The sequence below is a fragment of the Methylobacterium guangdongense genome, from assembly GCF_038442355.1.
Taxonomy (GTDB): Bacteria; Pseudomonadota; Alphaproteobacteria; order Rhizobiales; family Beijerinckiaceae; genus Methylobacterium; species Methylobacterium guangdongense.
The window spans coordinates 1-25,544 of sequence record NZ_JBBXMX010000010.1 but is presented as its reverse complement, the minus strand read 5'-3'; the positions used below and the strand labels follow the sequence as shown (position 1 = coordinate 25,544).

General features: G+C 71.2%; 21 protein-coding genes and 1 tRNA gene. 8 read left to right on the top strand and 14 right to left on the bottom strand.

Annotation, left to right across the window (positions count from 1 at the left end; translation table 11 throughout):
- Positions 1-145 precede the first annotated feature (145 nt).
- Complete coding sequence (locus tag AAHG09_RS18835) at positions 146-2,491, top strand: PAS domain-containing sensor histidine kinase (protein ID WP_342108978.1); 2,346 nt, start codon at positions 146-148, stop codon at positions 2,489-2,491.
- Positions 2,492-2,519: 28 nt separating this feature from the next.
- Here the strand turns inward: AAHG09_RS18835 and AAHG09_RS18830 are convergent, their stop codons facing one another.
- Positions 2,520-2,774 (bottom strand): hypothetical protein, encoded by a 255-nt coding sequence (locus AAHG09_RS18830; protein WP_342108977.1) that lies wholly within the window; start codon positions 2,772-2,774, stop codon positions 2,520-2,522.
- 166 nt (positions 2,775-2,940) lie between these two features.
- Here AAHG09_RS18830 and AAHG09_RS18825 point away from each other — a divergent pair, with 166 nt between their 5' ends.
- On the top strand, positions 2,941-3,225 hold the full coding sequence (locus tag AAHG09_RS18825; RefSeq protein WP_342108976.1) for a hypothetical protein: 285 nt from the start codon (positions 2,941-2,943) through the stop codon (positions 3,223-3,225).
- A 10-nt stretch (positions 3,226-3,235) separates the two neighbouring features.
- Here AAHG09_RS18825 and AAHG09_RS18820 read toward each other — a convergent pair whose 3' ends face one another.
- From AAHG09_RS18820 to AAHG09_RS18805, 4 genes are all read right to left on the bottom strand, one after another.
- Positions 3,236-4,375 (bottom strand): GNAT family N-acetyltransferase, encoded by a 1,140-nt coding sequence (locus AAHG09_RS18820; protein WP_342108975.1) that lies wholly within the window; start codon positions 4,373-4,375, stop codon positions 3,236-3,238.
- Complete coding sequence (locus tag AAHG09_RS18815) at positions 4,372-5,712, bottom strand: lipopolysaccharide biosynthesis protein (RefSeq protein WP_342108974.1); 1,341 nt, start codon at positions 5,710-5,712, stop codon at positions 4,372-4,374. The genes AAHG09_RS18820 and AAHG09_RS18815 overlap by 4 nt, the downstream gene beginning before the upstream one ends.
- Positions 5,713-5,870: 158 nt before the next feature.
- Positions 5,871-6,719 (bottom strand): SGNH/GDSL hydrolase family protein, encoded by an 849-nt coding sequence (locus tag AAHG09_RS18810; RefSeq protein ID WP_412760055.1) that lies wholly within the window; start codon positions 6,717-6,719, stop codon positions 5,871-5,873.
- Positions 6,716-7,813 carry an OpgC family protein gene (locus tag AAHG09_RS18805; protein ID WP_342108973.1) on the bottom strand — a complete coding sequence of 366 codons (1,098 nt, stop codon included), beginning with the start codon at positions 7,811-7,813 and terminating at the stop codon, positions 6,716-6,718. Before AAHG09_RS18805 ends, AAHG09_RS18810 begins: the two co-directional genes overlap by 4 nt.
- A gap of 170 nt (positions 7,814-7,983) precedes the next feature.
- Here AAHG09_RS18805 and AAHG09_RS18800 point away from each other — a divergent pair, with 170 nt between their 5' ends.
- Positions 7,984-8,250: a hypothetical protein gene (locus AAHG09_RS18800; protein ID WP_342108972.1), complete on the top strand. Its 267-nt coding sequence runs from the start codon at positions 7,984-7,986 to the stop codon at positions 8,248-8,250.
- Between the two features lie 21 nt (positions 8,251-8,271).
- Here AAHG09_RS18800 and rfbA read toward each other — a convergent pair whose 3' ends face one another.
- From rfbA to rfbC, 4 genes are all read right to left on the bottom strand, one after another.
- Entirely contained in the window at positions 8,272-9,171 is a 900-nt protein-coding gene (gene rfbA, locus AAHG09_RS18795; RefSeq protein WP_342108971.1) for a glucose-1-phosphate thymidylyltransferase RfbA, read from the bottom strand.
- Entirely contained in the window at positions 9,168-10,073 is a 906-nt protein-coding gene (gene rfbD / locus AAHG09_RS18790; RefSeq protein ID WP_342108970.1) for a dTDP-4-dehydrorhamnose reductase, read from the bottom strand. The genes rfbA and rfbD overlap by 4 nt, the downstream gene beginning before the upstream one ends.
- A complete protein-coding gene (gene rfbB, locus AAHG09_RS18785) occupies positions 10,073-11,122 on the bottom strand; it encodes a dTDP-glucose 4,6-dehydratase (RefSeq protein WP_342108969.1) in 1,050 nt (349 codons plus the stop codon). Before rfbB ends, rfbD begins: the two co-directional genes overlap by 1 nt.
- A gap of 90 nt (positions 11,123-11,212) precedes the next feature.
- Positions 11,213-11,764, bottom strand: coding sequence for a dTDP-4-dehydrorhamnose 3,5-epimerase (rfbC, locus tag AAHG09_RS18780; protein WP_342108968.1), 552 nt, complete (start codon positions 11,762-11,764; stop codon positions 11,213-11,215).
- Positions 11,765-11,939: 175 nt separating this feature from the next.
- On the opposite strand from rfbC, the gene AAHG09_RS18775 reads away from it, so the two are divergent.
- Positions 11,940-12,854 carry a DUF6925 family protein gene (locus AAHG09_RS18775; protein ID WP_342108967.1) on the top strand — a complete coding sequence of 305 codons (915 nt, stop codon included), beginning with the start codon at positions 11,940-11,942 and terminating at the stop codon, positions 12,852-12,854.
- A gap of 37 nt (positions 12,855-12,891) precedes the next feature.
- Here AAHG09_RS18775 and queE read toward each other — a convergent pair whose 3' ends face one another.
- Positions 12,892-13,524 carry a 7-carboxy-7-deazaguanine synthase gene (gene queE / locus AAHG09_RS18770; RefSeq protein WP_342108966.1) on the bottom strand — a complete coding sequence of 211 codons (633 nt, stop codon included), beginning with the start codon at positions 13,522-13,524 and terminating at the stop codon, positions 12,892-12,894.
- A gap of 271 nt (positions 13,525-13,795) precedes the next feature.
- On the opposite strand from queE, the gene AAHG09_RS18765 reads away from it, so the two are divergent.
- From AAHG09_RS18765 to AAHG09_RS18750, 4 genes are all read left to right on the top strand, one after another.
- The gene (locus AAHG09_RS18765) at positions 13,796-15,292 is read left to right on the top strand and encodes a D-alanyl-D-alanine carboxypeptidase family protein (RefSeq protein WP_342108965.1); all 1,497 of its coding nucleotides are present in this window, start codon (positions 13,796-13,798) and stop codon (positions 15,290-15,292) included.
- 59 nt (positions 15,293-15,351) lie between these two features.
- Positions 15,352-16,446, top strand: a complete 1,095-nt coding sequence (locus AAHG09_RS18760) for a CobW family GTP-binding protein (protein ID WP_342108964.1) — start codon at positions 15,352-15,354, stop codon at positions 16,444-16,446.
- 106 nt (positions 16,447-16,552) lie between these two features.
- Entirely contained in the window at positions 16,553-17,413 is an 861-nt protein-coding gene (locus tag AAHG09_RS18755) for a GNAT family N-acetyltransferase (protein WP_342108963.1), read from the top strand.
- A 63-nt stretch (positions 17,414-17,476) separates the two neighbouring features.
- On the top strand, positions 17,477-18,187 hold the full coding sequence (locus AAHG09_RS18750; protein ID WP_342108962.1) for an endonuclease III domain-containing protein: 711 nt from the start codon (positions 17,477-17,479) through the stop codon (positions 18,185-18,187).
- Between the two features lie 5 nt (positions 18,188-18,192).
- On the opposite strand, the gene AAHG09_RS18745 is transcribed toward AAHG09_RS18750, so the two are convergent.
- From AAHG09_RS18745 to AAHG09_RS18730, 4 genes are all read right to left on the bottom strand, one after another.
- Positions 18,193-18,510, bottom strand: coding sequence for an HPr family phosphocarrier protein (locus tag AAHG09_RS18745; protein ID WP_342108961.1), 318 nt, complete (start codon positions 18,508-18,510; stop codon positions 18,193-18,195).
- A gap of 127 nt (positions 18,511-18,637) precedes the next feature.
- Positions 18,638-22,942 (bottom strand): translocation/assembly module TamB domain-containing protein, encoded by a 4,305-nt coding sequence (locus tag AAHG09_RS18740; protein ID WP_342109162.1) that lies wholly within the window; start codon positions 22,940-22,942, stop codon positions 18,638-18,640.
- Between the two features lie 51 nt (positions 22,943-22,993).
- Positions 22,994-24,931 (bottom strand): autotransporter assembly complex protein TamA, encoded by a 1,938-nt coding sequence (locus tag AAHG09_RS18735; RefSeq protein ID WP_342108960.1) that lies wholly within the window; start codon positions 24,929-24,931, stop codon positions 22,994-22,996.
- Positions 24,932-25,420: 489 nt separating this feature from the next.
- Positions 25,421-25,497, bottom strand: a tRNA-Met gene (locus AAHG09_RS18730).
- Positions 25,498-25,544: the final 47 nt, after the last annotated feature.

The window sequence follows — 25,544 nt, the reverse complement described above, 5'->3', positions numbered from 1 at the left end:
GGCGCCGCTGCAACAGACACTATCCGTCAAGCCGGTATGGTAAAAAATCCGTGGACAAACCGCCCCCCGGGGTGATTGTATTCACTGAGATTCGGGGGGCCGAGCGCTCCGACAGGGTCACAGTTCCCACGGGCGAGGTTCGGCCATGCCGGAGGCGGGTTCCGCTTCCTTCTCCGCGCGTGCGGAATCGACTGTTGCTGTTTCTTGGCCGGGTCGTAGCCAGGAGACCCGGTTCAGGCAGGCCGAGCGCTGGCTGCGGTTCGCCGTGCCGGGCTCGCTCGCGGTGTTTCTCGCCTGTCTGATCGGGCTCGCGGCGCTCCACATCCGTGGCCAGCGCGCCGAGATCCTGGCGGTCGCCCAGGCGGAGATCGAGGGATTCGCGCGTCTGGCCGCGCGGGCCGTCGGTCCCGCGGGCGGCGTCGGAGCGGATCTGCGTGCGCTGATGCCGGAGAGCGGCCGGCATTCGGGCCGGCGGCTGCTGCTGGTCCGCCCCGATACGCGCATCATCGCGGCCCATCCGCCCCTTCCGGCCGATCTCGAGACCCTGTCCCAGATCCTCGGGGACAGCGAGCCGCTCTCGGGCCTCGGCGAGCGCGCCGGCGCCATCGCCCTCGAACTGCCCAACGGCCAGAGCGTTCTGGCCGCCATGCACAGCCTGCCGGGCGGTGCCGGGCAGGTGGCGGTGCTCCAGCCGATCGAGCCGCTGCTGCGCGGCTGGAGCGCCCGCACCCGGGACCAGATCGTCCTGATCGCGGCGGCCGCCATCGTGATCGTCGGGGTCGGGCTCGCCTACGGCCTGCAGACCCGTCAGGCGGCGCGGGCCGATCGCGCCCGCGAGACGATCCGCGGTCGCCTGGAGACGGCCCTGCGCCGGGGTGCCTGCGGCCTCTGGGATTGGGATGTCGCCCGGGGACGGATCTACTGGTCCGACTCGATGTACAGCCTGCTGGGGTACCGGCGGCAGCACGAGTATCTCTCGTTCGGCGACGTGAACGGCCTCGTTCATCCCGATGACGGCGATCTCTACAGCCTCGCCCGCGGAGTGGCGGCCAACCAGACCCATATCGACCACGCCTTCCGCATGCGCGGCGCCGACGGGGCCTATGTCTGGTTCCGCACCCGGGCCGAGGTCGTGGTCAACACCGCGGATGGCAGCCAGCACCTCGTGGGCATCGCCACCGACATCAGCGAGCAGCGGGCCCTGGAGGAGACCAACGCGGCGGCCGATATGCGCCTGCGCGATGCCGTCGAGGCGATCTCGGAGGCCTTCGTGCTCTGGGATACCGGCAACCGGCTGGTCCTCTGCAATTCGAAGTTCCGGCATCTGCACGCCCTGAGCCCGGAGGATGCCCGCGCCGGCCAGAGCTACGCGGAGGTGATGGGGCGGGGCGTGCTGCCGCAGATCCGGCGCGAATCGCCCGAGACCGGCCTGGCCCCCGGCGGCGCCACGTCCCGGACCTTCGAGGCCGAGCTGGCGGACGGCCGCTGGCTGCAGATCAGCGAGCGGCGCACCAAGGACGGCGGCTACGTTTCGGTCGGGACCGACATCACCAGCCTGAAACGCCATCAGGAGCGGCTCCTGGCCTCGGAGCGCGAGCTGATCGAGACCGTAAAGGACCTCAAGCGCTCCCGGCGCACGCTGGAGCTTCAGACCCAGCAACTCGCCGACCTCGCCGAGCGCTACCTCGACCAGAAGGCCGTCGCCGAGGCAGCGAACACGGCCAAGGCGGAGTTCCTGGCCAATATGAGCCACGAGCTGCGCACCCCGCTCAACGCCATCATCGGCTTCGCCGACGTCATGGAGAACGCGGTTCTCGGCCCCCTCGGTACGCCCCGCTACACGGAATATTGCCGCGACATCCGCGAGAGCGGCTCGCACCTCCTGTCGATGATCGACGACATCCTCGACATGGCCCGACTCGAAGCGCGGCGCGTGCGGTTGAGCCCCCGGGCGGTGTCCGCAGAGGCGGCGGTCTCGTCGGCCATCGCGCCCTTCGCGGCCGTGGCCGACGAGAAGGCGATCACCATCAGCGCCGACGTGCCACCGGATCTCCATCTGCTGGCCGACCCGAGCGCCCTGCAGCAGATCCTCGCCAACCTTGTGCAGAACGCCGTGAAGTTCACGCCGGCCGGGGGGCGGGTCGCGGTCCGTGCCCGACGCGCGGGGGCGAGCACGCATCTCTACGTGGTCGACAACGGCATCGGCATCCGGCGCTCGGACATCGCCCGGCTCGGCCGGCCGTTCACCCAGGTCGAGGCCCAGATGACCCGCAGCCACAAGGGATCAGGGCTCGGGCTTGCCATCACGCGCTCCATCGTCGAGCTGCACGGCGGCTCGCTGCGCATCCGCTCGGAGGAATCGGTCGGCACCATCGTGCTCGTGCGCTTGCCCGCCGGTCAGGCCGACGCGCCGGACCATCCCGGATCGGACGCTTCGAACGCCCGGGTCGCGCCGCGTCGCACTCGGATGGCCGAAACGGCCGCGGCCTAGCCGCGTCTCGTCAGGATCCGGTTCGACGTTACCGCCGCGGATCGAGGCCGCCGAGGCGCGCCATCCGGCCCTGTTCCGCGTGCCAGCGCGCATCCGCCACGGCACGGGCGAGGCTCCGGATGCGCCAGCGGCGATAGAGGCCGAAGATCGGATTGCCGCCGAGCCCCGCCTGATGCCGCTGGAGGCGTCGGAGCAGGCCCGGCAATTGAGCCGACGCCGCATCGCCGGTCGCAATCTCGATGGCGCGCAGTTCGGCCCGGAGCCCCGCTTTCCAATCTTCCATGCGCCCGCGTCTCCGCGCTGGTGCCGCCCGCTCGCCTGCACGCCTCCCTCGGGAGCGGGTCCGCCAGGGCCGCGGCATGAATGCGCGCCCTGCAAACCGGCGTTCCGGATGGGGGTTTACGCCACAGACGATCCGGTCAACGGATCACGCCCGGAGAATAGGATCAATGCGGTCTACAATACGATTGCGCGTCAGCGTCGCGACCCTCCTGGTCCTCGCGGCCACCCCGGTGCTGGCGCAGAGCACCGGCTACGTCACCGGTTTCCCCGGAAAGGATCCCGCGGGCGACGAGGAGATCGGCTGGGGGCCGGCCTATCGCCCCGAGACCAGCTTCGCCCAGCCCGGCACCCCGCCGACACCCGGCGAGATCGCCGGTCGCGCCTATCGCGCCCGCACCGGTCATGGCGTCTACGATCGCGTCGAGGGCGACGGGCCTTATCGGGTCCGGTAGGCGCGATCGATCACCGCCGCCGCAGCGCCCGCTTGGCGGCGGCGCGCGCCTCCCGTTCGAACCGCGCGAGCCGCAGCCGGCGCTCGAGGGCGAGGCCGTGGTGGCCCGGTGGAAGCGCGATGATCTCCGCCACGGCGGTGCGGTCGCGATAGAGGCTTTCCAGGGCCGAGCCGTCGAGCGTTGCCGAATCGAGCCGGTCGGCGAAGCCGGTCTCGTGGCAGGCGCGCACGATCTCGGCCTCCAGCAGAAGCCCCGGGGCGTGGCTGCGCAGATCCTCGTCGTAAGCGGTCTTCAGCAACGTCGCGATGCCGCCGCCGACCAGCGCGAGGCTGACCGCGACGGGGCGGCCGTCGAGGGTGAGGGCGTCCGCCCGGACTCCCACCGGACCCGCCCCGCCCGCGAACAGGGCGTCGGCGAGCGCCTCGGTCTCCGGCCGGCACGCCATGGCGGTGCCGGCCTGCCCCTTCCAGCCGGCGCGCTCCAGCGTGAGGAACGCCGCGACCAAGCGGGTGAGGTCCGCCCCCGCGGTCGCGCTCTCGAACCCCACGGCGCCGGCCTCGGCGAGGCGGCGGGTCCGGCGGCGCAGATCCTTGAACCGGGAGCGGCTCGGGTGGCCGGCCAGGAAGGCGTCGTGATCGCTCCGGCGATCCATGACCGGGCGGTCGAAGGCCGCCACGGTACCCACGGACCAGCCGCGGGCCCGCATGGCCGCCAGCAGGTCCGGCACCGCGCCCTCCTGGGTCGGCAGCAGGGGCCAGCGCCAAGCCGGACCGCCGGAGACGGCTTCGAGGGCGACGACGAGGTCATGGGCGTGCGCGGCGCGCCCGGGCCCATCGGCGATCAGCGGCGCCGTGGCGGTCACGAAGGGCGAGAGGAACGGCCGCATCACCCGGCCTCCCAACGCGGTGATGTCGCGGCCCGGCGCACAGGGCAGCAGCGCCACGAGCCGGTCTCCCTGGCGAACACTGACGAACCGCAGGCCGGACGGCAGCAATCCCGCGGCCCCGTGCGCCGCTAGGACATGGCGCGAGTAGTGCGGGTGCGGGTGGGCGGCGGCCGCGAACAGGGCGTCCCAGGCCTGCGTGTCCGGGACCGCGGCGTCGGAGATCGACCAGCCGGAATGGTGGAGGGCGGTATCGGCGCGGCTCATCGGACGGCTCCCGCGGACCAGATCGGTGTCGGCAGGCCGTGGATCCGGCCAGCCGCATGGGCGAGGAAGGCCGCGCGCAGGACGGTGGCGAGGGCCACCGCCACGGCGGCGCCGAGCGCGCCGAGGGTCGGCACCAGGGCGAGGCACAGACAGGCCGCCACGATGAGGGCGCCCGCGGTGATTCCCGCGCAGCGCCGCTCGCCGCCCAGCATGGTCAGAAGGTCTTCGCCCGGCCCGAACAGGCTCGCCGCGACGCTGCCGGCCACGAGCACGCACAGGATCGGAATGCTGTCGCCGAGGCCCGCGCCGAACATCGCCAGGAGCAGGGGCGAGGCCGCCAGGATCGCGCCGCCGACCGCAACCGTCGCGGCCGCGGTGAGCTGCGCTTGCCGCCTCACCAGTTCGGCCAGGAGGAAGCGGTTCTCCACGGCGTGGGCGGCGCTGTAGCGCTGGAGCGTCGCGGCACTCACGGCGAAATGCACGAACACGACGAATTGCTGGATCCGCGTCGCCGCGAAGTAGAGCCCCACCTCGGCGGGGCTGACCAGGGCACCCAGCACGATGACGTCGACGAAGGTGAAGCCGGCATTGGCGAGATCGATCGCGGCGATCGGCAGGCTGGTGCCGAGCCACGCCCGCCAGCGGTAGCGATGCGGTCCATCGGCCAGTTCCCGGCGCAGGCGGGCGGCGAGCAGGGCGGCCTGAAGGGCCGTCGCGGTGGCGGCGGCCACCAGCATGCAGCCCATGGCGACCTCCGCGCGCGGCGGGGCGCCGAGCAGGACCGCCGCGATCATGCACGCCATCATGAGGGTCTGGCGCAGGAGGTAGGGCGGCGCGATGGCGAGACCGATCCAGTTCTGGCTGCGCGCCACGCCCTCCAGATAATCCTGCAGCGCGAAGAGCGGCATCACGCAGAGGGCGACCGCGACCGGGGCGCGATAGGCCGGCGCGAACAGCTCCGGTTCGAGGAACAGCAGTGCCGCACCGAGGCCCGCCACCGCGAGCGCCGCGCCGCCGGTCATGAGCGCGCCGGCGCGGATGTAGCCCCGGGCGAGATCGAGGTCGCCCTGCGCCTGGTTGGCCGGCACGAACCGGCAGGCGCCCTGCGACAGGCCGAGCGTCAGCGTATGGCCGAGCATCGCGGTCCAGACCCAGACCGAAGCGAAGATGCCGTAGGCGTCCCAGCCCATCAGCCGCGCCGCCAGGACCTGGGCCCCGTAGGCGAACCCGGCCGAGCCGACCCGGATCGCGAAGACCGTGAGCGCCACCCGCTGCGGGCCGCGTGTGAGCGCGCGCAGGCGCCGGAAAGCCTGGATCGGAAGAGCTGTGGCTGACACGTGAGCGCTCTCCGCCGAAGTGGACGCCGGTTCGGCGCAAGAGCGTGCGGCACGCAATGACGGAGAGCCGTTCCCGAATGCGGCGCGATCGGGAACGATTCTCGGCGTTCCACGCCGAACTCCAAGGCTGGCGGGGCGCCGACCTCCGGTTGTTCGGTCTAACCCGGTGCGCGTTGCGTCCCGGTTAAGGGCGGCGCGGCGGGCGCGGCCTTCGGATCCGCGGGCGCCTCGGTCTTCGCCAGCGATGTGACGATCGTCAGCGCCACGTGCTCGGCCATGCAGCGCAGGCCCAGATCGTTCAGCCGGAACTGCCGCCCCAGGAAATGGCCCTCGCCCCGGTCGATACGGCTCGACAGGTAGTGCAGGGCCTCGTAGCGCCGCACGAGGGGGACCTTCTGCTGCGTCGCCACGGTCCGGACGGCCTCGACGATCCGGTTGTAATCGGCATCCGCGGCCATGCTGGCGGTGTAGATCGGGTCGACCAGAACCACGTCGATCCCGTGGGACCGGATCCACGCCACCGCTTCGCTGAGCGCGGATTCGAAGGCATCGGCATCCACGCGGGCGATGGCGTCGTGGGTTCCGACCTGCCAGACGATCAGATCGGGCTCGGCCTCCACCACCATGGTGCGCAGCCGCTCGGCGGCGCCGGAGGCGATCTCGCCCGGGAGGCCGCGGTGATCGATCACCACGTCGACCTTCGGCAAGGCCCGTTCCAGGGCCGCCTCCAGCTTGGCCGGATAGGAGGCGGAGGCCCCCGGTGCCGCGGAGCCGCCGATCGCCAGCAGCTTGATCGGCCGCTTCTCGGCCAGGGCCGCCTGGACGGCGCCGAGCCTGGCGGCCGTATAGAGCTGCGCCCCCGGAACCCGGCATTCCAGCGACAGGCTCGGTTCGGCGGTGCCGGGATCGACAGTCTGCTCGGCGCGGGGCGGCGAGGCTGACATGGCCAGCATCAGGGCCGCCAGGGTCACGGCCGGAAGCCACGGCGGTCGGCGGGCCGCGCTCACGTCCGCGGCCTCGGAGACTTGCTGCGGGTACGCCACTCGACGAACCATGCGGTCAATCCCAGCCCGATCAGGCCCGAGCCGGCGACCAGCATATCGATCAGCAGGCCGCCGCCGGTCTGGAAACGCACGAGCTGTCCGATGAGGCTCAGGATCGAGCCCATCGAGAAGACAGCCAGGGAGTTCCGTCCCAGCTGAGTCAGATAGCCGACGATGCGGCCGATTCGGGGGGCGAGCAATGCGTAAACGGGGGCGAACGCCAACAATACCCCCAGAAAATGTATCAGACGCGCCGGCGTGAGATAGGTCTTCTCGAACGTGAACAGCAGACGCGGCTCCGGCACCAGCATCGGATCCGGCCGGATCTCAGTCACGGCGAGCACGATCCCGGCGACGACGATGATGACGCCGATGGGGAACAGCCGCGGCGCCCAGCGGCGCAGGAAATCCGACCGGCCATTCCATCTCTGCAGCACGAAGCCCAGCACCAGGAGCACCTGCCAGCACAAGGGATCGAAGTACCAATCCCCCTCCCCGGGCCAGGAGGGCACGTTCCACTCGAAGACGAGGCTGGCGATGTAGATCCCGCCGGACAGGAGCAGGGTCCCGACGAGGCTGTACCGGCCGACGATGACGAAGAGCGGTGCGATGCCGATCAGCACCACGTAGAGCGGCAGGATGTTGAAGTAGCCGAGCTGGTAGGTCAGCAACGCCATGCCGCAGACCGACTGGATCGGGTCCGCGAAGAAGCCGCCGGCATTGTGCCATTCGAGGATGAGCGGGTTGTCGAGCAGCAGCGCCGCGCCCGCGATGATGGCCAGCGCCAGCAGCATCACGGTGAGCTGTGCCCGATAGACCTCGACGGTCCGGTTCAGGAGCCGCAGCGCGCTCTTGCCCGGCGGCTCCGGGATCCCGTCGCGGCCACGGGTCGCGATGCCGATCGACCAGCCCGCCAGGAACACGAACAGCTCGGCGGCGTCCGAGATGCCGTATTGCGAGAAGGTGTAGCGCTCGAAGGTGTTGCCCGGGATGTGGTTGATGAAGATCGTCACCAGGGCGAAGCCGCGCCAGAAGTCGATCGCGTTGGGATCCCGCATCGTCGCGGCGGCTCCGAGGTTCGATGCGACCGAGGATCGGCGGCGGGTTCAGCGGCCCCCTGATACGGTGCCGGACCGGGTCTGCAAAGGCGAACAAAGGTGGGGATCGCGCGGCGGAGCGAACCGGAACGACGCATCCGCGTTACGACCCGGCACGGAGCCCCAGACCGATGACCCGCCCGATCACCCTTCCCAGCCTTTCGATCGTCCTGACCCTCGTGGCGGCCGGTGCCGCCCTGGCGCAGGCTCAGACCGGGACCGGCGGCGGCCCGACCTCGACCGTGACCGCACCCAACACCTCGTCGGTCGGGCGCGTCATGCCGCCGAGCCGCGGCGCCGGCGCGGCGACCGCGGACGACCGGCGCGAGCGCACGCCGCGCGAGGCCGAGAACGACAAGCTGATGCGCGGGATCTGTATCGGCTGCGCCCCGCGCTGACGCGTCTCGCGTCTGCCCCGCCTACTTGCCCCGGCGCAGGCGCAAATCGTCCTCGCTCTCGCGGGAGAGCCGCAGCAGGTTCTGGCCGTAGCTCGTCTTGGCGAACATCTCGCCGCGGGCCACGAGCTGGTCGCGGTTGATGAAGCCCTGCAGGTAGGCGATCTCCTCAAGGCAGGCGACCTGAAGTCCCTGGCGGTGCTGCAGGGTGCGGACGAACTCGCTCGCCTCCAGCAGGCTGTCGTGGGTCCCGGTGTCGAGCCACGCGTAGCCCCGCGACATCCGTTCCACGTGGAGCTGGCCGCGCTGCAGGTAGGCCTCGTTGACGCTGGTGATCTCCAGCTCGCCGCGGGGCGAGGGCTTCACCTCGGCGGCGATGTCGAGCACCTGATTGTCGTAGAAGTACAGGCCGGTGACCGCCCAGGTCGATTCCGGGTTCTGCGGCTTCTCGACGATCTTGGTCGGTCGGCCGGCCTTGTCGAGGTTGACCACGCCGTAGGCCTGCGGGTTGTCGACGTGATAGGCGAAGACCGTCGCACCCTGCTTCCGCGCCGCGGCACGCTCCAGAAGCTCGCCCATGCCGGCGCCGAAGAACAGGTTGTCGCCGAGGATCAGCGCGACGTCGTCGTCGCCGACGAAGTCGCGCCCGATCACGAAGGCCTGGGCGAGACCCTCCGGCCGCGGCTGCAGCGCGTAGGAGAACTTCAGCCCGAACTGTTCGCCGGTGCCGAACAGCCGCTTGTAGTTGTCGAGGTGCTCCGGCGACGAGATGATCAGGATCTCGCGGATGCCGGCCAGCATCAGCACCGAGACCGGATAGTAGATCATCGGCTTGTCGTAGACCGGCAGGAGCTGCTTGTTGATCGACAGCGTGGCCGGGTGCAGGCGCGTGCCGGAACCGCCGGCCAGGACGATGCCCTTCATGGCTTGGATACTCCCTCTGAGACCGGCCCGACGAGCCGGTCCAGGATGTCGTCGAGCGCCGCCTGCCAGGGGCGGGGCCGGAGGCCGTAGGCCTCGGTGAGGCTGGCGGTGGACAGGCGCGAATTGGCTGGGCGCCGGGCCGGTGTCGGGTAGGCGGAGGTCGGGATGCCCTTGACCGGGACGGAGCGGCCGCCGCGCCGGGCGGAGGCCGCCACGATCGCCTCGGCGAAGCCGCACCACGTCGTGGCGCCCGCGTTCACGCAGTGGAAGGTGCCGGTGGGGGCGGACGCGTCGGTCGCGAGGCGCTGCGCGATCGCCGCGAGTGCGGCGGCGAGGTCCGCGGCCGAGGTCGGGCAGCCGTGCTGGTCGTCGACCACGGTCAGCGCGTCGCGCTCACCGGCGAGCCGCAGCATCGTCTTGACGAAGTTGCCCCGGTGCGGGCTCACCACCCAGGCGGTCCGCACGATCGCGTGGCGCGGGTTGCCGGTGCGCACCGCCAGCTCGCCCGCGGCCTTGCTGGCCCCGTAGACGCTCTGCGGGTCGATCGGATCGTCGGGCGCGTAGGCGCCCTCCGGTTTATCGCCCGCGAAGACGTAATCCGTCGAGACGTGAACGAGGGGGATTTTTCGGGCCGCCGTCGCGGCGGCCAGAATGGCCGGGGCCAGCGCGTTGAGGCGCCAGGCCGCGACCACGTCGGATTCGGCCTTGTCGACCGCCGTATAGGCGGCGGTGTTGATCACTGCGCCATAGGCGCGGCCATCAAGGGTCGTCGCCACGGCATCCGCATCGGTGATATCGAGTTCGGACCGGCCGGGCGCGTGGATCGAGACGCCGGCCGGCCAGGACAGGGCCTGCAGCTCGGTGCCGACCTGACCGGCACCGCCGAGGACGAGGATGTCCATCAGCCGTTCAGCCCCAGGCGCTCGCCCTTGTAGCGGCCCTCGCGGATCGGGCGCCACCAGCTCTCGTTGTCGAGATACCACGCCACGGTCTCTTCCAGCGCCTGCTCGAAGGTCTTTTGCGGCCGCCAGCCCAGTTCGGTCTCGGCCTTGGTGCAGTCGATGGCGTAGCGCCGGTCATGGCCGGGACGGTCGGCGACGAAGCTGATCAGCTGCTCGTGCGGAGCGCTCTGCGGCCGCAGCCGATCGAAGGCCGCGCACAGGCCCTTCACCACCGCGAGGTTGTTGCGCACCGCCCGGCCGCCGAGCAAGTAGGTCTGGCCGATCCGTCCGCGCTCCAGCACCGCCACGAGGCCCTTGGCGTGGTCCTCGACATGGATCCAGTCGCGCTCGTTCTGACCGTCGCCGTAGACCGGCAGCTTCTTGCCCTCCAGGGCGTTGAGGATCATCAGCGGGATCAGCTTCTCCGGGAAGTGGCGCGGCCCGTAATTGTTCGAGCAGTTCGTCACCAGGACCGGCAGGCCGTAGGTCTCGTGCCACGCGCGGGCGAGGTGGTCAGAGGCCGCCTTCGAGGCCGAGTAGGGCGAGCGCGGATCGTAGCGGCTGTCCTCGGTGAAGAAGGCGTCCGGGGGCAGCGAGCCGTAGACCTCGTCGGTCGAGACGTGGAGGAACCGGAAGCTTTTTTTGTCCGCCTCCGGCAGGGATTCGTAATACCCGCGGGCACCGTCCAGCATGGTCTGGGTGCCGATGACGTTGGTGCGCACGAAGGCGCCCGGATCCGTGATCGAGCGATCGACGTGGCTCTCGGCGGCTAGATGCATCACCGCCTGCGGCTTGAAATCGGCAAACGCCTTCTGCACCGCGTCGCGGTCGCAGATATCGGCTTCGACGAGGCGGTGGCGCGGATTGTCGGCGAGCCCGGACAGGGAGATCGGGTTGGCCGCATAGGTCATCGCGTCGAGGGTGCAGACCTCGTGGCCGAGGTCGTTGACGAGATGCAACACCAGCGCCGAGCCGATGAAGCCGCAGCCTCCGGTCACCAGGATGCGCATGGCAGAGTACCTCTTTGGATCGTCGAACGGATTGGCAGGGGGTCAGAAGACCGCCCCCGTGACTAAATTACGGCCGCATGGCCGCGGCGGTCAGAAGACGGGGCCGAGATCCGCCAGTTTCGGCGCGCGGCGATCCTTGTCGGACAGGATGGCGGCCTCGGCCGAGACCGGCCATGAGATCCCGATTTCAGGGTCGTTCCAGGCGAGCGACCGGTCATGCTCGGGACTGTAGTAATCGTCGACCTTATAGGCGACCATCACGTCGGGGGTGAGGGTGCAGAAGCCGTGGGCGAAGCCGTGCGGGATGAAGAGCTGCGTGCCGGTCTCGGCGTCGAGCGTCACGGCCACGTGCTTGCCGTAGGTCGGCGAGCCGCTGCGGATGTCGACCGCCACGTCGAGGATGGCGCCCTGCAGCACGCGGATCAGCTTGGCCTGGGCCCGGGGCGCGATCTGGAAATGCAGCCCGCGAATTGTGCCCTGCGGCGCCGAGAAGGACTGATTGTCCTGAATGAAGGTGTTAGTGATGCAGGCGCGTTCCATGGCATCGACGCGGAACGTCTCGGAGAACCAGCCGCGCGCATCGCCGAGGCGCTTCGGCACGATGCGTTTCACGTCCGGGATCTCGGTCTCGAAGACGTCCATGCCAGCGCCCCTTCCGCGGTTCCCGTGGCGAGGCGCTGCGAGCGGCTTCGCGCGTGCCCGGCCCGAGCCGGCCGTCCGCGTCGCCGAACCCGACCTCGTTGATCGAGTTGCGACTTCCGGTCATTCGACATCCGTGTCAAGGCGTGTGCGTGCGGTGCCGATTACGCGGGGGCCGATGGCGGATCCGTCAGAGCGATCCGTGGAAGCGCTGCTGCGCGCCCAGGTTGCTGACCCGACTTGCGCGTGGAGTCTCGGCAGCTACGGCGCCGTCGCGGCTTTCCACCGGGATCCCGATGAGCCGGCGCAGTTGCTCGACGATGGGCGGATCGGGCTCGCGACGGATCGCGGCGCGCTGGCCCTCGTCGCGCCGCCGGCGCTGCGGCCTTTGGCCTACGAGACCGGGTTCACGGGCGGCTGGAGCCAAGCGGTCGCGCTCTGCCTGCCATCCGCCGCGTGCGCGATGGGTCGGCGTGCGGTGCTGACCGAACTCGGTCCGGACGTCGCGGCGGCCCGGCCGCGGAACCGCGACGGTATCCTGTTCGATCTCGGCCTGGGCCTGCACGCGATCGATGCCTGCGTTCGCGTGGCCGATCCCGACCTGATCGCGCAGCTGCGGTCTGCGAGCGGCCGGCCGCTCCTCGAGCCCGGCAACCCGGCCGTGGCCGCGCTCAGGACCGCGAGCCCGCATCGCGTGTTCATCGCCCGCATCGGTCGGATCGAGGTGTACACGGCCATCCCGCCGCCGGGCGGCATCGCCGATCCCGGGCCGCACAGCCACATCCTTCCGAAACTCCTTCGCCTGCGGCGGACCCATGCGGCCACCGCGCCGATCCCGCAGGGCTGGGTGCCCGTCGCGGCGTTGCACCCGGCCCATCCGATGAAGGACGCGACCGGCCGGCCGATCCCGTTCGACGCGGCACGCCACGCGGCGTTCGGGCGTCTGCTCGATGCCTGGGGCGAGCCTGCCCTCGTGGCCCTTCGGCGCGCGGTGCTGTCCGGCGAAGAGCCGGATCCGAATCTGGCCGGCGGACGACATGCGCGTTCGGCGATCCGGGCAGCGCGCGCGCAACGCGCGGCCATGGGTGCGTGAGCCGCCGAACCGTGAGCCCGGGAGACCTGTCGCAGCGTCAGGGAATCCCGATCATCTTGTGGGTTTGGAGCGACAGGCGCCAGCGGGCATCCCGGCGGCAATAGGCGATCGCGGCCTCCGTGCTGGCGATCCGGCCCGGCCCGTCGAGGGGCTGGAGGAAGCGGTGAGCGAAGTCGAGGCCGACGAAATCCGCCGGGTCGGCGTCCGCCTGCGGGTAGACGAGCTTCAGCTCCTGTCCGGTCGTCTGCGCCAGTGGGTTGCGGCCCTTCGGGCTGACGCAGATCCAGTCGATGCCGGGGGGCGCCGGGAGCGTGCCGTTGGTCTCGATCGCGATCTCGAACCCCTGCGCGTGAACGGCTTCGATCAGCGGCACGTCGAGCTGAAGCAGCGGCTCTCCGCCCGTGAAGACGACGTAGCGGTTCTCCGGTCCGCCGATCCACGTCGTCGCGATGGCTGTGGCGAGGGTGGCGGCGTCCTCGAACCGGCCACCGCCCCCGCCGTCCAGGCCGACGAAATCGGTATCGCAGAAGCGGCAGGACGCGGCGGCGCGGTCGGCCTCGCGGCCGGACCAGAGATTGCACCCCGCGAAACGGCAGAACACGGCCGCGCGCCCGGCCTGGGCGCCCTCCCCCTGAAGGGTGTGGAAGAGTTCCTTGACCGCGTAACTCACCGTCGTCCCAGTCTGTGTCTCGCACCAAAGGCCACGCGGCCCGCCGGCTGCAGATAGGCGCTGTGCGGATCGGGGACCACAGACAACCGCGCCGCGCAGGGCCGCGCTCCGCTCTCGCCTTGCTCTTGCCACGGTGGGCACGTTGATGCCTCGGTGCAGCGCGGCGACCGAGGGGCGGCCGTTCGGGTTGCGCCCTCCATCCGGCCCGTCGGCCGGACCCGCGGCGCCTTGCGGCGCCGATCCTGGCGATCCTCAGACGAGTCGGGCACGCATGTCGTCTTCTCTCCTCCGGCGCTTCACCGTCGGATTCGCGGCGCTCACGGGTCTCCTCGGCGCAAGCCTCGCCGGGATCCGCGCCGCGGACGCGGTCACGGTGCCGATCCTCGTGGCGGACGTGGACTCGGGCAAGGTCATCTACGCGCAGGCCCCGACCGATCCCTGGTACCCGGCCTCGATCACGAAGCTGATGACAACCTACGTCGCCCTCGATCTCGTGCGGCAGGGCAAGGTCTCGCTCGACTCAATGATCACCATCTCGGCCGCCGCCGCCGCCGAGCCGCCCTCGAAGATGGGCTTCAAGCCGGGGACGCAGCTCACCCTCGACAACGCCCTCAAGATCATCATGGTCAAGTCGGCCAACGACATCGCCTACGCGATCGGCGAGACTCTCGGCGGCTCGATCGACAACTTCGCCACGCTGATGAACGAGACCGCACAGCGGATCGGCATGCGCGACAGCCACTGGTACAATCCCAACGGCCTGCCCGACCCGCGCCAGTGGACCTCGGCCCGCGACATGGCGGTGCTGGCCCGGGCGCTGATCCGCGACTTTCCGGATAACCACGACCTGTTCTCGATTTCGGCGATCCAGTTCGGCCGCGCCGTCATGGCCAATCACAACGGCCTGCTCGGGCGCTATCCCGGCACGGATGGGATGAAGACTGGCTTCATCTGCTCGGGCGGCTTCAACGTGGTGGCCACCGCCACGCGCAACGGTCGCCGGATCGTCACCATCGTGATGGGCCAGCCGAGTCCGCGCGAGCGGGATGTGAAGGCCGCCGACCTGTTCGATTACGCCTTCGGCCAGAGCGCCGGCTGGACCAGCCCGACGCTCGACGCGCTGCCGGCCTCGGCGCTCCCCGCGCCGCCGGACATGCGGCCCTACGTGTGCGGCGGGAAGAAGCCTCCGGCCATCGAGGACGGCCCCGGTGCGCTCACCGCCCCCGGCTCGGCCGCGCAGCTGATCGGCGGTGCGGCGGCCAATTCGCCGGCGCTGGCGATGGCGGCCTTCAACAACCCGGCCCTGCGCGCCCGCTCCCTGCCGCCCCGGGCGCCGCTGCAGCCGATCGCCGTCTGGATCGGCCGCAACCCCGCTGAGGGCCAGCAGATCCTCGACGCACAGGAGGCCGAGCAGAAGGCCGCGGCCGCCAACAGCCGCGCCGCCAAGCTCGAAGCCGCCAAGGCCAGGCGCCTCGCGGCCATCGAGGCGGCAAAGCAGGCGCGCGCGGAGCGGGCGGAACGCGCCAAGGCCGCCAAGGAGGCCACCAAGGAGGCAGCCAAGTCCGCACCGAAGGCGGCGCCCAAGGTCGCCGCGAAGCCGGCTCACGGCCTCCCCCATGCGGCGAGCGCCTATACCTCCACCACGACGCCGTCGATGCCGGAGGCCAAGCCCGGCAAGGGCCTGTCGAAACCCGCCCCGAAATCGGCCGCCCATAAGCCGCCCGCCCCCAAGAAGCCGGCCGCCAAGAAGGCTTCCGCGGACGAGTAGGCGCCCCCAACCGGCGCCGCCGCGTTGCCGTGGGCGCCGGGGAAGCTTACCTCGCGGGCATGTCTCTCAGCCCTACCCCCGCCCCGGATCCGCGGCGCCCCGAGCCGATCCCGCTCACAGTGCTCACCGGCTTCCTCGGCGCCGGCAAGACCACGCTGCTGAACCGGCTGCTGCGTGATCCGGCGCTCGCCGACACGGTGGTGATCGTCAACGAGTTCGGCGAGATCGGCCTCGACCACCTGCTGATCGAGACCGTCGACGAGGACATGATCCTGCTCGGCGCGGGCTGCCTGTGCTGCACCGTGCGGGGCGACCTGATCGCGACCCTCGAAGACCTCCTGCGCAAGCGCGACAACGGACGGATCGGCGCGTTCCGCCGCGTGGTGATCGAGACCACGGGCCTCGCCGACCCCGCGCCGATCCTGCACGCGCTGATCTACCATCCCTACCTCGTGCTCCGGTTCCGGCTCCAGGCGGTCATCACCGTGGTGGACGCGGTGACCGGGGCCGACACCCTCGATGCGCATCCCGAGGCGGTCCGGCAGGCCGCGATCGCGGACCGGATCGTGCTCACCAAGGCCGATCTCGCAGGCGATACCGCCGCGATCCGGGCACGGATCGCCGAGCTCAATCCCGGTGCCCCGATCCTCGCGCCGGATACCCCGGCGGAGACGCTGCTCGGCGGCCTGTTCGGCCTCGACGGCAAAGGCGCCGACGTGCGCGCGTGGCTCGGCGATGAGGCTCTGGCGCAGGCGGATCACGCCCCTGCCGACGTGAACCGGCACGACGCATCGATCCAGGCGGTCTGCCTGACCAGCGCGGCGCCCGTGCCGCACACCGCCTTCGAGATGTTCATGGACCTGCTCCGGTCGGGCCACGGGCCGAAGCTGCTGCGGCTGAAGGGTATCGTGGCGTTGGCCGAAGATCCCGAACGGCCGCTGGTGGTGCACGGCGTCCAGCACGTCTTCCACGCGCCGCTCACCCTGCCGGCCTGGCCGGATCCCGACCACACGTCCCGTCTCGTCCTGATCCTGAAGGATCTCGATCCGGCCTTCGTGCGCCAGCTCTGGGACGCGTTCCTGGGCCGTCCGCGGATCGATGCGCCGGACGCGGCCGCCCTCACCGACAACCCCCTGGCGATCCCGGGTCCCTGACGCCGCATCGGCGCGGCATCGGCCTTGAAACGCTCCGGCCAGAGGGCGCCTCAACGGCGCCGAGCTGTCTCGAAACGGGACAGAGCGTCGAGAGGCAGGACACGCGATGGCGCCACGCTTCACCGTGATACAGGGCGGCCTGTCCGCCGGACCCGGGCGCGCAGCCGAGCTCTCGCGCGAGTCGGACCGCGCTGCCGGGTGGCGGGTCGATCTTCACCGGCCCGCGGTCGTGGACTCGGAGGAGGTGTCGGCGTGGCGGGCGATGCTGGTCCGGAATGCCGTGACCGACCCGCTGCGAGACCCCGATCATCTGCTGCCCCTCGCCCAGCATCGTCCCGCCGGCAGCCGGATCGCCATCGCCCTGGTCTGGGACCGCGACGCGGAGATCGGACGGGAGGCGCTGCAGGGCGTGGTGCCGCTGGCGATGCCGCACCCGATCTGGGGTGGGCGGGCCCGCCCCTGGCAGCCGGCCGAAGCCGAGGCCACCGGCCTCATCGAGCAGGCCGCCGCGGAGGCCGTCGACCGGGCGCTGCGCGCGCGGCTCGGGGCCCTGCGGCGCCCGATTCGGCTTGTCGGCGCCGTCGAGCCCATTCGGCAATCCCCGCGGATCCGCCTCGCATCGTCGGCGGTCCGTTCGGCTGACGCGCGGTCGATTCCCACCACGAGCCTGATCGGCATCCGGCCCGTCGGATGGGAGGCCCCGGCGACCGAGATCCATACGGTCACCGAGGCGCGGGCGGTGCGTGACGCCGTCGAGACCTTCCTCACCCTCGATGCCCGGACCGCGCAGCGCCCGATCATCGCCGATCCGGCGGAAGCCTCGCTGGTTCGGGTGGTGAGCCGCCTGTTCGGGCGCCGCGGCGCGCTGCGGGTCGAGTTCCTCCGCCGCGCCGGCGAGATCGTGGCCGGCACCCTACATCTCGGGTCTGGCGCAACGTCGGTGCCCTGGCGGCGGGCGCGGGCCTGAGCGGTCAATCGGCCGCGCAAGCCGGGCCTGTCTGGGCTGCTGCCGGAACGCTAGGTCCCCGGCATGGCACGCGACACCCTCCACGGCCTTCGATCCTCACCGCGCCGGGCCCCCGCCAAGCCGGCCCGACCGATCGACGCCGACGCGGCCGAGCGGATCGCCGCCGTGATGGGCCGCCTCTCCGATGCGGATCCCGATCCGAAGGCCGGGTTCGACGACACCGACCCGTTCCGGCTGCTGGTGACCGTGCTGCTCTCCGCCCAATCCACCGGCCCGACGGTCGCGCGCATCGCGGAGGCGCTGTTCAGCGCGGTTCGCGATCCGGCCGGGATGCTGGAACTGGGCGAGGCCCGCATCACCGAGATCATCCGGCCGGTCGGGCTCGGGCCGTCGAAGGCGCGCAACATCGTCAAGCTGTCGGCGGCGTTGATCTCCGAGTTCGGCGGCACCGTGCCGCGCAGCGCCATCGAGATGCGCCGCCTTCCGGGAATCGGCCGCAAGAGTGCTGAGGTCACCGCCAACTTCGCCTTCCGCGAGCCGGTCATTGCCGTCGACACGCATGTGTTCCGGGTCTCCAACCGGATCCCCCTCGCCCCCGGCGCGACCGTCGATGCGGTCGCGGACGGCCTCGCGCACCGCGTCCCCGAGCGGTTCAAGGACGGCGCCCATGTCTGGCTGTTCCGACACGGCCGCGACACCTGCACGGCCCGAAAGCCCGGGTGCGCGCGCTGCCTGGTCTCGGACCTGTGCACGTGGTCCGGAAAGGCAATCTGACGCCGCTACTCGTCCTCGCCGAACCGGTTGGCGAGCAGGGCCTCGATCGCGTCGAGGCAGGCCTCCGCATCCTGACCCACGGCCGTGACGGCGATGCGCGTGCCCTTGGCGGCCCCCAGGGTCAGCAGACCCATGATCGAGCGGCCACCGACGGTCTCACCCGCCCGGGTGACCGTGACCGCGGCGGCGTAGCGCTCGACGGTCTGCACGAATTTCGCGGAGGCCCGGGCGTGCAGGCCGCGGCGGTTGATGATCGGCAACAGGCGGAGGAAGCCCCCCTCCGGCACCGGGGGATCGTCGTCCGTCTCGAAAAGGTCGTCCATCGCCCTTGGTTTTTCCCGCCCGATCCACGGCTGTCATGGCCGCTTGGGCCGAACGTAATTCTTTGACCGGGGGTGTCTATCCCGGAAGATCATCGCCGTTCGTCCGACGCATTCGCGCGCCGGGATCTCACCACTCATACTCGGCGCCGACACCCAAGCTGGTCCGGCCATCGCTGCCCGCCTCGCCCTTCAGCTTGATCCGCCGCGTCACGTCGAAATCCACACCCACCGCCGTGTCGGCCGGCTTGGCGCCGGCCTTCACGCCGACGCTGACCCGGTCCGAGATGTAGCGCGAGGCGCCGAGCGCCGGGCCGCCGCTCGCCCCCGTCGAGACGTCGAGGCTGTCGAGGCCGAGCCCCTTGCGCGCCTGCTCGAATACATCCGGCCCGGCGGCGCCCCCCGAGAGCTGAGCCACGGCCTGCGCGAGCTGCAGGGCCTGGAACGGCGAGAGCCCGCCCGCCGCCTTCTTGAACAGCAGACGCGACAGGATCTCGTCCTGCGGCAGCACCGGATCGGAGGTCAGGGCGAATTGCGGCGCGTCGGCCGGTCCGCTGACCGCCACCCGGGCAGTCACGTCGCCGGCCTTGGTCTCGGCGGCGAAATCGAGCTCGGGCGTGGTCAGGCTGCCCGCGAAGGTCAGCCGGCCGCGGCTGAAGTCGAGGCGCTGGCCGACCAGTTCGAAGCGGCCGCGCCGCATCGCGAAGGCGCCGACCGCGTTGGGCGCCAGCGAGGTTCCGGTGACCCGCAGGGAGCCGCCGAGCTCGGCATCGATGCCCCGCCCGCGCACGAAGATGTGGCTCGGGGCGTCGATCGCCACGTCCAGCGTCGCATCGAAGGGAACGGCCGGCTTCTTCGGCCTGCGCCCGGGCGTCGCCGCGGCCTTTCGCGCGGCACGTTGCGTCAGCCGCGCGCGCACCTCCGGCGGCGTGTTCACGTGGCGCACCCCCGGCAGGGGTCGGACGGTGGCGGGCAGCCGATCCGGCACGGCGACGTCGATCGAGGCGACATCGACCCGGCCGGAGATCCGTGGCGTCCGCGCCAGGGGGCCGGCGAGGGTGAGGTCGAGGCTCGACACGGCGGTCATCAACGGGCTCGAGACCAGCTCGGCCCGATCCGCGACGATATGGAACTGGCCCGGGAAATCCGGCTGCAGCGCCACGCGGCCGGTCACGGAGACACGGCCGCCGTTACGGGTCGCCGCATTCAGGCGCTCGACCACAAGGCTGTCGCCCCGCCCGGTGACCCGCCCCTCGATCCCGGTGAGCCGGATGCCGTTGAGGGGGTCGGTGAAGCTGCCGCCGGTGAGGGTCGCCGACCCTTGCGCCCGGGGCGCCGCCAAGGTGCCGGTGACGCCGCCGTCGATGGCGACCGTCCCGGCCACACTCTGTCCGCTGACGCTCAAGAGCGAGTTGGCGAGTGCCGCGTCGAGGGTGCCCCGGCCGCGGAGGTCCAGAGCCCCGCCGGCCTCGACCGGGATCCGGCCAGCCACCGTCAGCGCAACGCCGCGCCCGGCGGTGACCCGGCCGTCGATGCTGGCCTGACCGTCCGACAGCGTGCCCTTCGCGCTGGCATCCACCGCCGGCAGCCCCGCCTGCCGCGTCTGCGGCGCGACGAGCTTAGAGACGGTAAGCGCGTAGCGCCCCTCCGGCCTGTCGGCCGGCCCGTGCAGATCCGCCTCCCCGTCGAGGGCGCCCGAGAGGGCGAGGTCTGGCGCCGCGATCCGGGCAAGCGACAGGGGCAGCGCCCGGATCGCCACCTTCAGGTCGAGGTCGCGCCCGGCCCGGCCCGCGACCGAAACGCGGCCGCTGCCCGCCGCGACGACGAGCCCGTCGATCACCGCGCCGCCGTCCCGCAGGGTGATGGCGGCCGGTCCGGCCAGGGCGAAACGGTCGTTCCCGCGGGCAGCCGAGAAGCGTTGAAGCTCGATGCGGGTCTCGGCAGCTGGCACGATCCGGGCGGCCCCGTCGAGGCCGAAGCCGCGGGCCTTGGCGCTCAGCGTGACGTCGCTGAAGGCCGGGCTGCCGTTGGCGACGAGCCGGACGGTGTCGATCTGCTGGCCGGCGGCGACGAGCCGGTCGGCCTCCAGACGCCCGTCGAGGACCGGATGCGCCAGCAGATCGCGGCCCCTCAGATCGGCGTCGAGGCGCGTCAGGGCGGTGCCGCCGTAGCGCAGGGCGGCACCGGTCGCGCGGATCGCGGCATCCTGGCGGCCGCCGTCGCGGGACAGCGTCACGGCGGCGTCGAGGCGACCGGCCATCGGCTCCGGGGCGAGCGGCGCGATGTCCTCGAGATTACCCGCCCGCACGGTGAGCGATCCGGCCGTGAGCCAGGTCTCGGCCGCCACCGTGGCGCTGCCCGCCACCGTCACCGAGCCGAGATTGAGGGTCAGCCGATCGAGCACCCAGTCCGGCCCGGAGCGCGCCCCGTGGGCGTCGCCGGTCAGCGCCTTGCCCGCCACGTCTCCGGCGAGCTTCACGCTGCCCTCTGGCGCCAGCAGCGCATCCTTGACGAGGGCGTCGGCGCGCAGATTGCGGATCGGCTTGCCGTCCGCCGTGGCGGCGGGCGCGGTGAGCGTCGCCGTCAGGTCCGGATGCTCCAGGGAGCCGGTCAGCCGCGCATCGACGGCGGCGCGCCCGGTGAGACGGAGGTCGAGATCCGCCAGGCTACGGAGGTCCAGCCGACCGGTCACATCGGCGAGCTGTGAGGTGGCCTCGCCCTGCAGTGTCGCGGCGATGCCCTGCCCCTCCAGGCGCAGGTGATCGAACCCGTAGCCGTCGTAGGACCGCGACACCCGTCCCTGCAGCGTGGGCGAGCGCCCCAGAAGATGATCGGCCGCCGCAAGCCCGGTCGCGAGGCCGGCGGTGGCGACCGACAGATCGGCCGCGATGGCCTTCCGGGCCGGATCGCCGCTGAGCCGGGCCTTTGCGTCCAGGGAGCCGGAGAGCCCGCGCCCGGCAAGGCCGGAGAAGACCGCGAGATCCGGCAGCGCCGCGTCGAGGGTGCCGGTCAGGGTGTTCTGTCCGACCCGACCCGCATAGGCGGCCTTGGCCGTCTCGGACTCGAGTCGAAGCGTGGTGACGTCGATCACCCCGTCCGGCCCGGTCCCCGCCCGGAGGGTGAGCTGCGCCCGGCTTCCGATCGCCCGGCGCAGGGCCGGATCGGCGAGCCGCAGGCCCACGACCGTCCCGTCCGCGCTGATGGCGAACCGCTGCGCCGTGGGCTCGCCCTGGGGCGTCACGTCCAGGCGCGCCTCGACCCGGTCGAGCGCGGATTCGCGGCTGCGCAGACCCGCCGCGTCGAGGATCCCGCGGATGGTCGGCGTCGCGATCGGACCCTTCAGGCTGCCGTCGAACACGAGTTTCTCGATCTCGGCTTCGCCCGCCTTCGTCACGCTGCCTTCGGTGGGCAGGGCCCGGGCCTGAAGGGTGAGATCGGCGATCCGGTCGGCGCTCAGGCTCCCGCCGGCGGCGAGCCGGGCGGTGCGCGAGGTCAGCTCCAGCCGGTCGATCCGGAAGGCGCCGCTATCCGCGAAGGCGAGGCCGCCCGCGAGCTGCGTCGTGCCGGCGAACACGGAGGCCGCCGGTCCCGGAACCAGCCCCTCGATACGCGCCGCGAGATCCAGGGCGAGCCGCCGCTCGGCACCGATCCGCGAGATCTTCGCGCCGCCCTTCGCGCCGATCTCCGGGCCGGCCGCGAAATCGAGCTTGGCCGACCACGCGTCGAGCGTCCCGGTCCCGTCGAGGTCGAAATTGATCGGCGGCGTGCCGGGCAGGTTGGCCGCCCGGGACAGCAGCCCGCCCGCAGGTTCAACCAGATTGGCCTTCAGCTCCAGCTTGTCGCCGGTCGGCACGTAGAGCAGGCTGAGCAGGAAGCGCCCGGGGGCGTCGAGGCGCTGCGCCCGGGCCTTGAGTTCCAGCCCCTCGCTCGCCGCGCCGAGGCGGGCGCGCCCCTCCGCGGAAAGCCGGGCCGGCTGCCCGGCCACCGCTTCGCCGAGCACAAGTTCCGCCAGCCTGAAATCCTTGATCTCGACCTTCACGGGCAGGTCCGGAAGCAGCTTGCCGTCGGGCTTCGCCTCCGGCGGGGTCGGGCCGGGGACCGGACGGCGCAGCATTTCGAGCTGTCCGATTTCGAGGCTGTCCACCTCCAGCCGGCCGGACAGGAGGGCGAGTCGGCGCCAGACGATCCGCGCCTTGTCGAGCTTGAGCCAGACCCCGTCGCGGTCGCTCACCGCGACATCGCGGATGGTGGCATCCGACGACAGGGCGCCGTCGATCGCGCCGATCGCCACCCGCGACGACGGCGTCGAGAGCACCTTGGACAGGAGGCCGCCGAGGACGGACTTGTCGCCTTCGTCGGCCCAGGTCCGCGTCAGGGTGGCCGGGATGAGCAGCGCAAGACAGAGCAGGATGAGGCTGAGACCGCCGCGTCCCATGCCGAGGAAGGTTCGCCGTCGTGTTCCGGCTCGGCCTGTCAGTTCAGCCATTCAGAACGCCTGCCCCAGGCTGAGATACAGGACCGCCGGACGGACGTGCCCGCCCTTGTAGGGGTCGAGCGGGAAGGCGAGGTCCGCGCGGATCGGCCCGATTCCGGTGTAGTAGCGCAGGCCGATACCGACCGATTTCCGGATCTTCTCCTGGAAATCCGGCAGCGCGGAGGCGAAGGCGGTGCCCGCGTCGAAGAACGGCACCACACCGATCGTGTCGGTGACCTTGATGCGCGCCTCGATCGACGCCTCCAGCAGGCTCCGGCCGCCAATCGGCAGGTTGTAGGGCCCGATCGGCCCGAGGGTCCGGTAGGGATAGCCGCGCACCGAACCGCCACCGCCCGCGAAGAAGCGGAAATTGTCCGGGATCTCGCCGAGCGGTGCGCCGGAGACCGAGCCGAAGCCGATCCGCCCGGCCAGGATGTAGCGGGATTCGTCGTCCAGCGAGTAATAGGTTGAGCCCTGCGCCTTCGCGACGAGGATGCCGGGCGACGAGATCGCCCCCGGATAGGCGGCGAGGGAGGCGATCGCCCGCACGCCGCGGGTCGGATCCAGGAGATTGTCGGTCGAGTCGTAGGTGACCGACGCCGGCACGCCGATCAGCCGATAATTGACCGTGCCCAGCGCATCCTTGGAGCGACCGACCTGCGCGTCGAGGCCGATCTGGGCCGAGAACGTATCGGAGAACCGGTGCCGGATCGCCGCTGAGGCGCCGCCGCCATCCACCAGGTAGCTCTGCTGCACCTCGCGGGTGACGAAGGCATTGGCCAGCAGGTCGTTGCGCGAGCCCCAGAGCGCCGGCTGGACATACGTCGCCGAGAGGCGGCCGCCGAGTCCGTTGGTGCCGATGCCGGCGAGCTTGCGCTGGGTGGCGAAGGGATCGTTGCCGAGGCCGAGATAGTAGATGTCGGCATCGATGCGGAACGTCTCGCCGCCGCCGAACAGGTTGCGGTTGGCGTAATAGGCCCGCACGCCCGGTCCATCGACCGTGGAATAGCGCGCCGAGATGCCGATGAGATTGCGCTCCCGTTCCGTCACCTCGACGAACAGCGGTAAATTCCCGTCGGCATCGAGCGCCGTGCCCTCGCGGACCCGCACGCCGCCGATGCCCTCGATCCGAGCGACCGACCGCCGGATCGCCGCCACCGCCTGCGGCGCATAGGGATCGCCCGGCTCGGCGTAGATGAAGGAGCGGATCGTGGCCGGGTCGATGCCCGGCGCGCCGCTGACCGCCACCGGACCGAGGCCCGCGACCGGACCCGGATCGACCGTGAAGGTCACATCCATGACGTGGGCTGCGTCATCCACGACCGGGTCGCGGGTGATCACCTTGGCGAAGGGGTGGCCCTGAGCCCGAAACTGATCGACGATTCGCGCCTCGCGGGCCAGCACCGTGGCCGAGCGCGCTGGGACATTTTCATCGACGCGGGTGATCCGCGTCGGCAGAATCGCCTCCGGAAACGCGCGGCCGGCCGGATCGCGCACGACGATCCGGCGCAGATGATAGAGCGGCCCGAGATCGACCGTGATCCGAACCGGGACGAGCCCGCGGTTGCGCCACGCCTCCGCGGCGCCGACCGCCGCAGCTTCCCGCCCGGCGACCGGAGCGCCATCGACGCGAATCGCGACGGTGCCCTGGTAGTAGCCGTAGCCCGACAGGACATCGGCCAGCTTGGCGCGATCGGCCTCGGCCCGGCGCAGCAGCCCTTCCCCGTCAGGGGGCGGCTCCTGGCGCAGGCGATAGAGGGTCGAGGTATCCTGTACGGCTTGCAGGAGATCGGAATCGTCGGTGCCGGTGATCCGGACACTGTACGGTAGGGCGGAGGGACTCGGCGCCGGCGGTTCGGGCTCGCTCGCGAACAGGCCGAACAGGTCGAAGGCCTGCGCCGGATGCGGTGCGGCCGCCAGAAACAGCAGCGCGCTTGCACTGGCCAGCATCAGCCGTTGCAGCGCGCGACGCGTGCGGATCTCGACTGCTGTGTTGGCGGAACGGGAAACGCGCAAACGGCGCTCTTCAGTCCCGATTGAGGTCGGTCGTGCCGCCCGTCCGGATCATCGTCGCTGCTCCCCCCTACGCCGCGTGATCCGACGTACCCCACGTTATCTTAAAGCGGCGTGCCGCTCAGGCCAACTCTGCGGTGTGCGTCGTCCAAAGTCGATGCAAGATCGGCACGATCGCGCCGGCAGGGCGACGTGGGCCGGCGGCGCTTTAAGAGGATGACATTGTCAGATGCCCTCGCTCCCTTCGAGATGGTTGCGTTCGGCAGAATCGGGATCGCGCTGAATGAAGACGGCTGAAGCCCCTTCCCCTGCCAGACGGACCATCCAGCCGCGCTGATCGCAATTTGGGAGGCGTTTCCGAATGCCGGACGACAAAAAGCCCGCGGCGTGGTCAGCGCGGCGGGCTTTCGGTTGGTTCGTTGTATTTGGTTGCGGGGACAGGATTTGAACCTGTGACCTTCAGGTTATGAGCCTGACGAGCTACCGGGCTGCTCCACCCCGCGCCAAGTGTGTGCGGCTGGTCCGGGGCGCCGGCTCTGTGTGAGCGCGG

What these genes read in the sequence shown, in the direction of transcription:
- AAHG09_RS18835 (WP_342108978.1), top strand. Translation starts at nt 146, where the DNA reads ATGCCGGAGGCGGGTTCCGCTTCCTTCTCCGCGCGTGCGGAATCGACT.
- rfbD (WP_342108970.1), bottom strand. Translation starts at nt 10,073, where the DNA reads ATGGACATCCTCGTCCTCGGCGGTGCCGGTCAGGTCGGCACCGAGCTG.
- AAHG09_RS18760 (WP_342108964.1), top strand. Translation starts at nt 15,352, where the DNA reads ATGTCTCTCAGCCCTACCCCCGCCCCGGATCCGCGGCGCCCCGAGCCG.
- rfbB (WP_342108969.1), bottom strand. Translation starts at nt 11,122, where the DNA reads ATGCGCATCCTGGTGACCGGAGGCTGCGGCTTCATCGGCTCGGCGCTG.
- rfbA (WP_342108971.1), bottom strand. Translation starts at nt 9,171, where the DNA reads ATGAAGGGCATCGTCCTGGCCGGCGGTTCCGGCACGCGCCTGCACCCG.
- AAHG09_RS18825 (WP_342108976.1), top strand. Translation starts at nt 2,941, where the DNA reads ATGCGGTCTACAATACGATTGCGCGTCAGCGTCGCGACCCTCCTGGTC.
- AAHG09_RS18745 (WP_342108961.1), bottom strand. Translation starts at nt 18,510, where the DNA reads ATGGACGACCTTTTCGAGACGGACGACGATCCCCCGGTGCCGGAGGGG.
- AAHG09_RS18765 (WP_342108965.1), top strand. Translation starts at nt 13,796, where the DNA reads ATGTCGTCTTCTCTCCTCCGGCGCTTCACCGTCGGATTCGCGGCGCTC.
- AAHG09_RS18805 (WP_342108973.1), bottom strand. Translation starts at nt 7,813, where the DNA reads ATGCGGGATCCCAACGCGATCGACTTCTGGCGCGGCTTCGCCCTGGTG.
- rfbC (WP_342108968.1), bottom strand. Translation starts at nt 11,764, where the DNA reads ATGGACGTCTTCGAGACCGAGATCCCGGACGTGAAACGCATCGTGCCG.
- AAHG09_RS18750 (WP_342108962.1), top strand. Translation starts at nt 17,477, where the DNA reads ATGGCACGCGACACCCTCCACGGCCTTCGATCCTCACCGCGCCGGGCC.
- AAHG09_RS18820 (WP_342108975.1), bottom strand. Translation starts at nt 4,375, where the DNA reads ATGAGCCGCGCCGATACCGCCCTCCACCATTCCGGCTGGTCGATCTCC.
- AAHG09_RS18800 (WP_342108972.1), top strand. Translation starts at nt 7,984, where the DNA reads ATGACCCGCCCGATCACCCTTCCCAGCCTTTCGATCGTCCTGACCCTC.
- AAHG09_RS18775 (WP_342108967.1), top strand. Translation starts at nt 11,940, where the DNA reads ATGGCGGATCCGTCAGAGCGATCCGTGGAAGCGCTGCTGCGCGCCCAG.
- AAHG09_RS18735 (WP_342108960.1), bottom strand. Translation starts at nt 24,931, where the DNA reads ATGCTGGCCAGTGCAAGCGCGCTGCTGTTTCTGGCGGCCGCACCGCAT.
- AAHG09_RS18755 (WP_342108963.1), top strand. Translation starts at nt 16,553, where the DNA reads ATGGCGCCACGCTTCACCGTGATACAGGGCGGCCTGTCCGCCGGACCC.
- AAHG09_RS18740 (WP_342109162.1), bottom strand. Translation starts at nt 22,942, where the DNA reads ATGGGACGCGGCGGTCTCAGCCTCATCCTGCTCTGTCTTGCGCTGCTC.
- AAHG09_RS18830 (WP_342108977.1), bottom strand. Translation starts at nt 2,774, where the DNA reads ATGGAAGATTGGAAAGCGGGGCTCCGGGCCGAACTGCGCGCCATCGAG.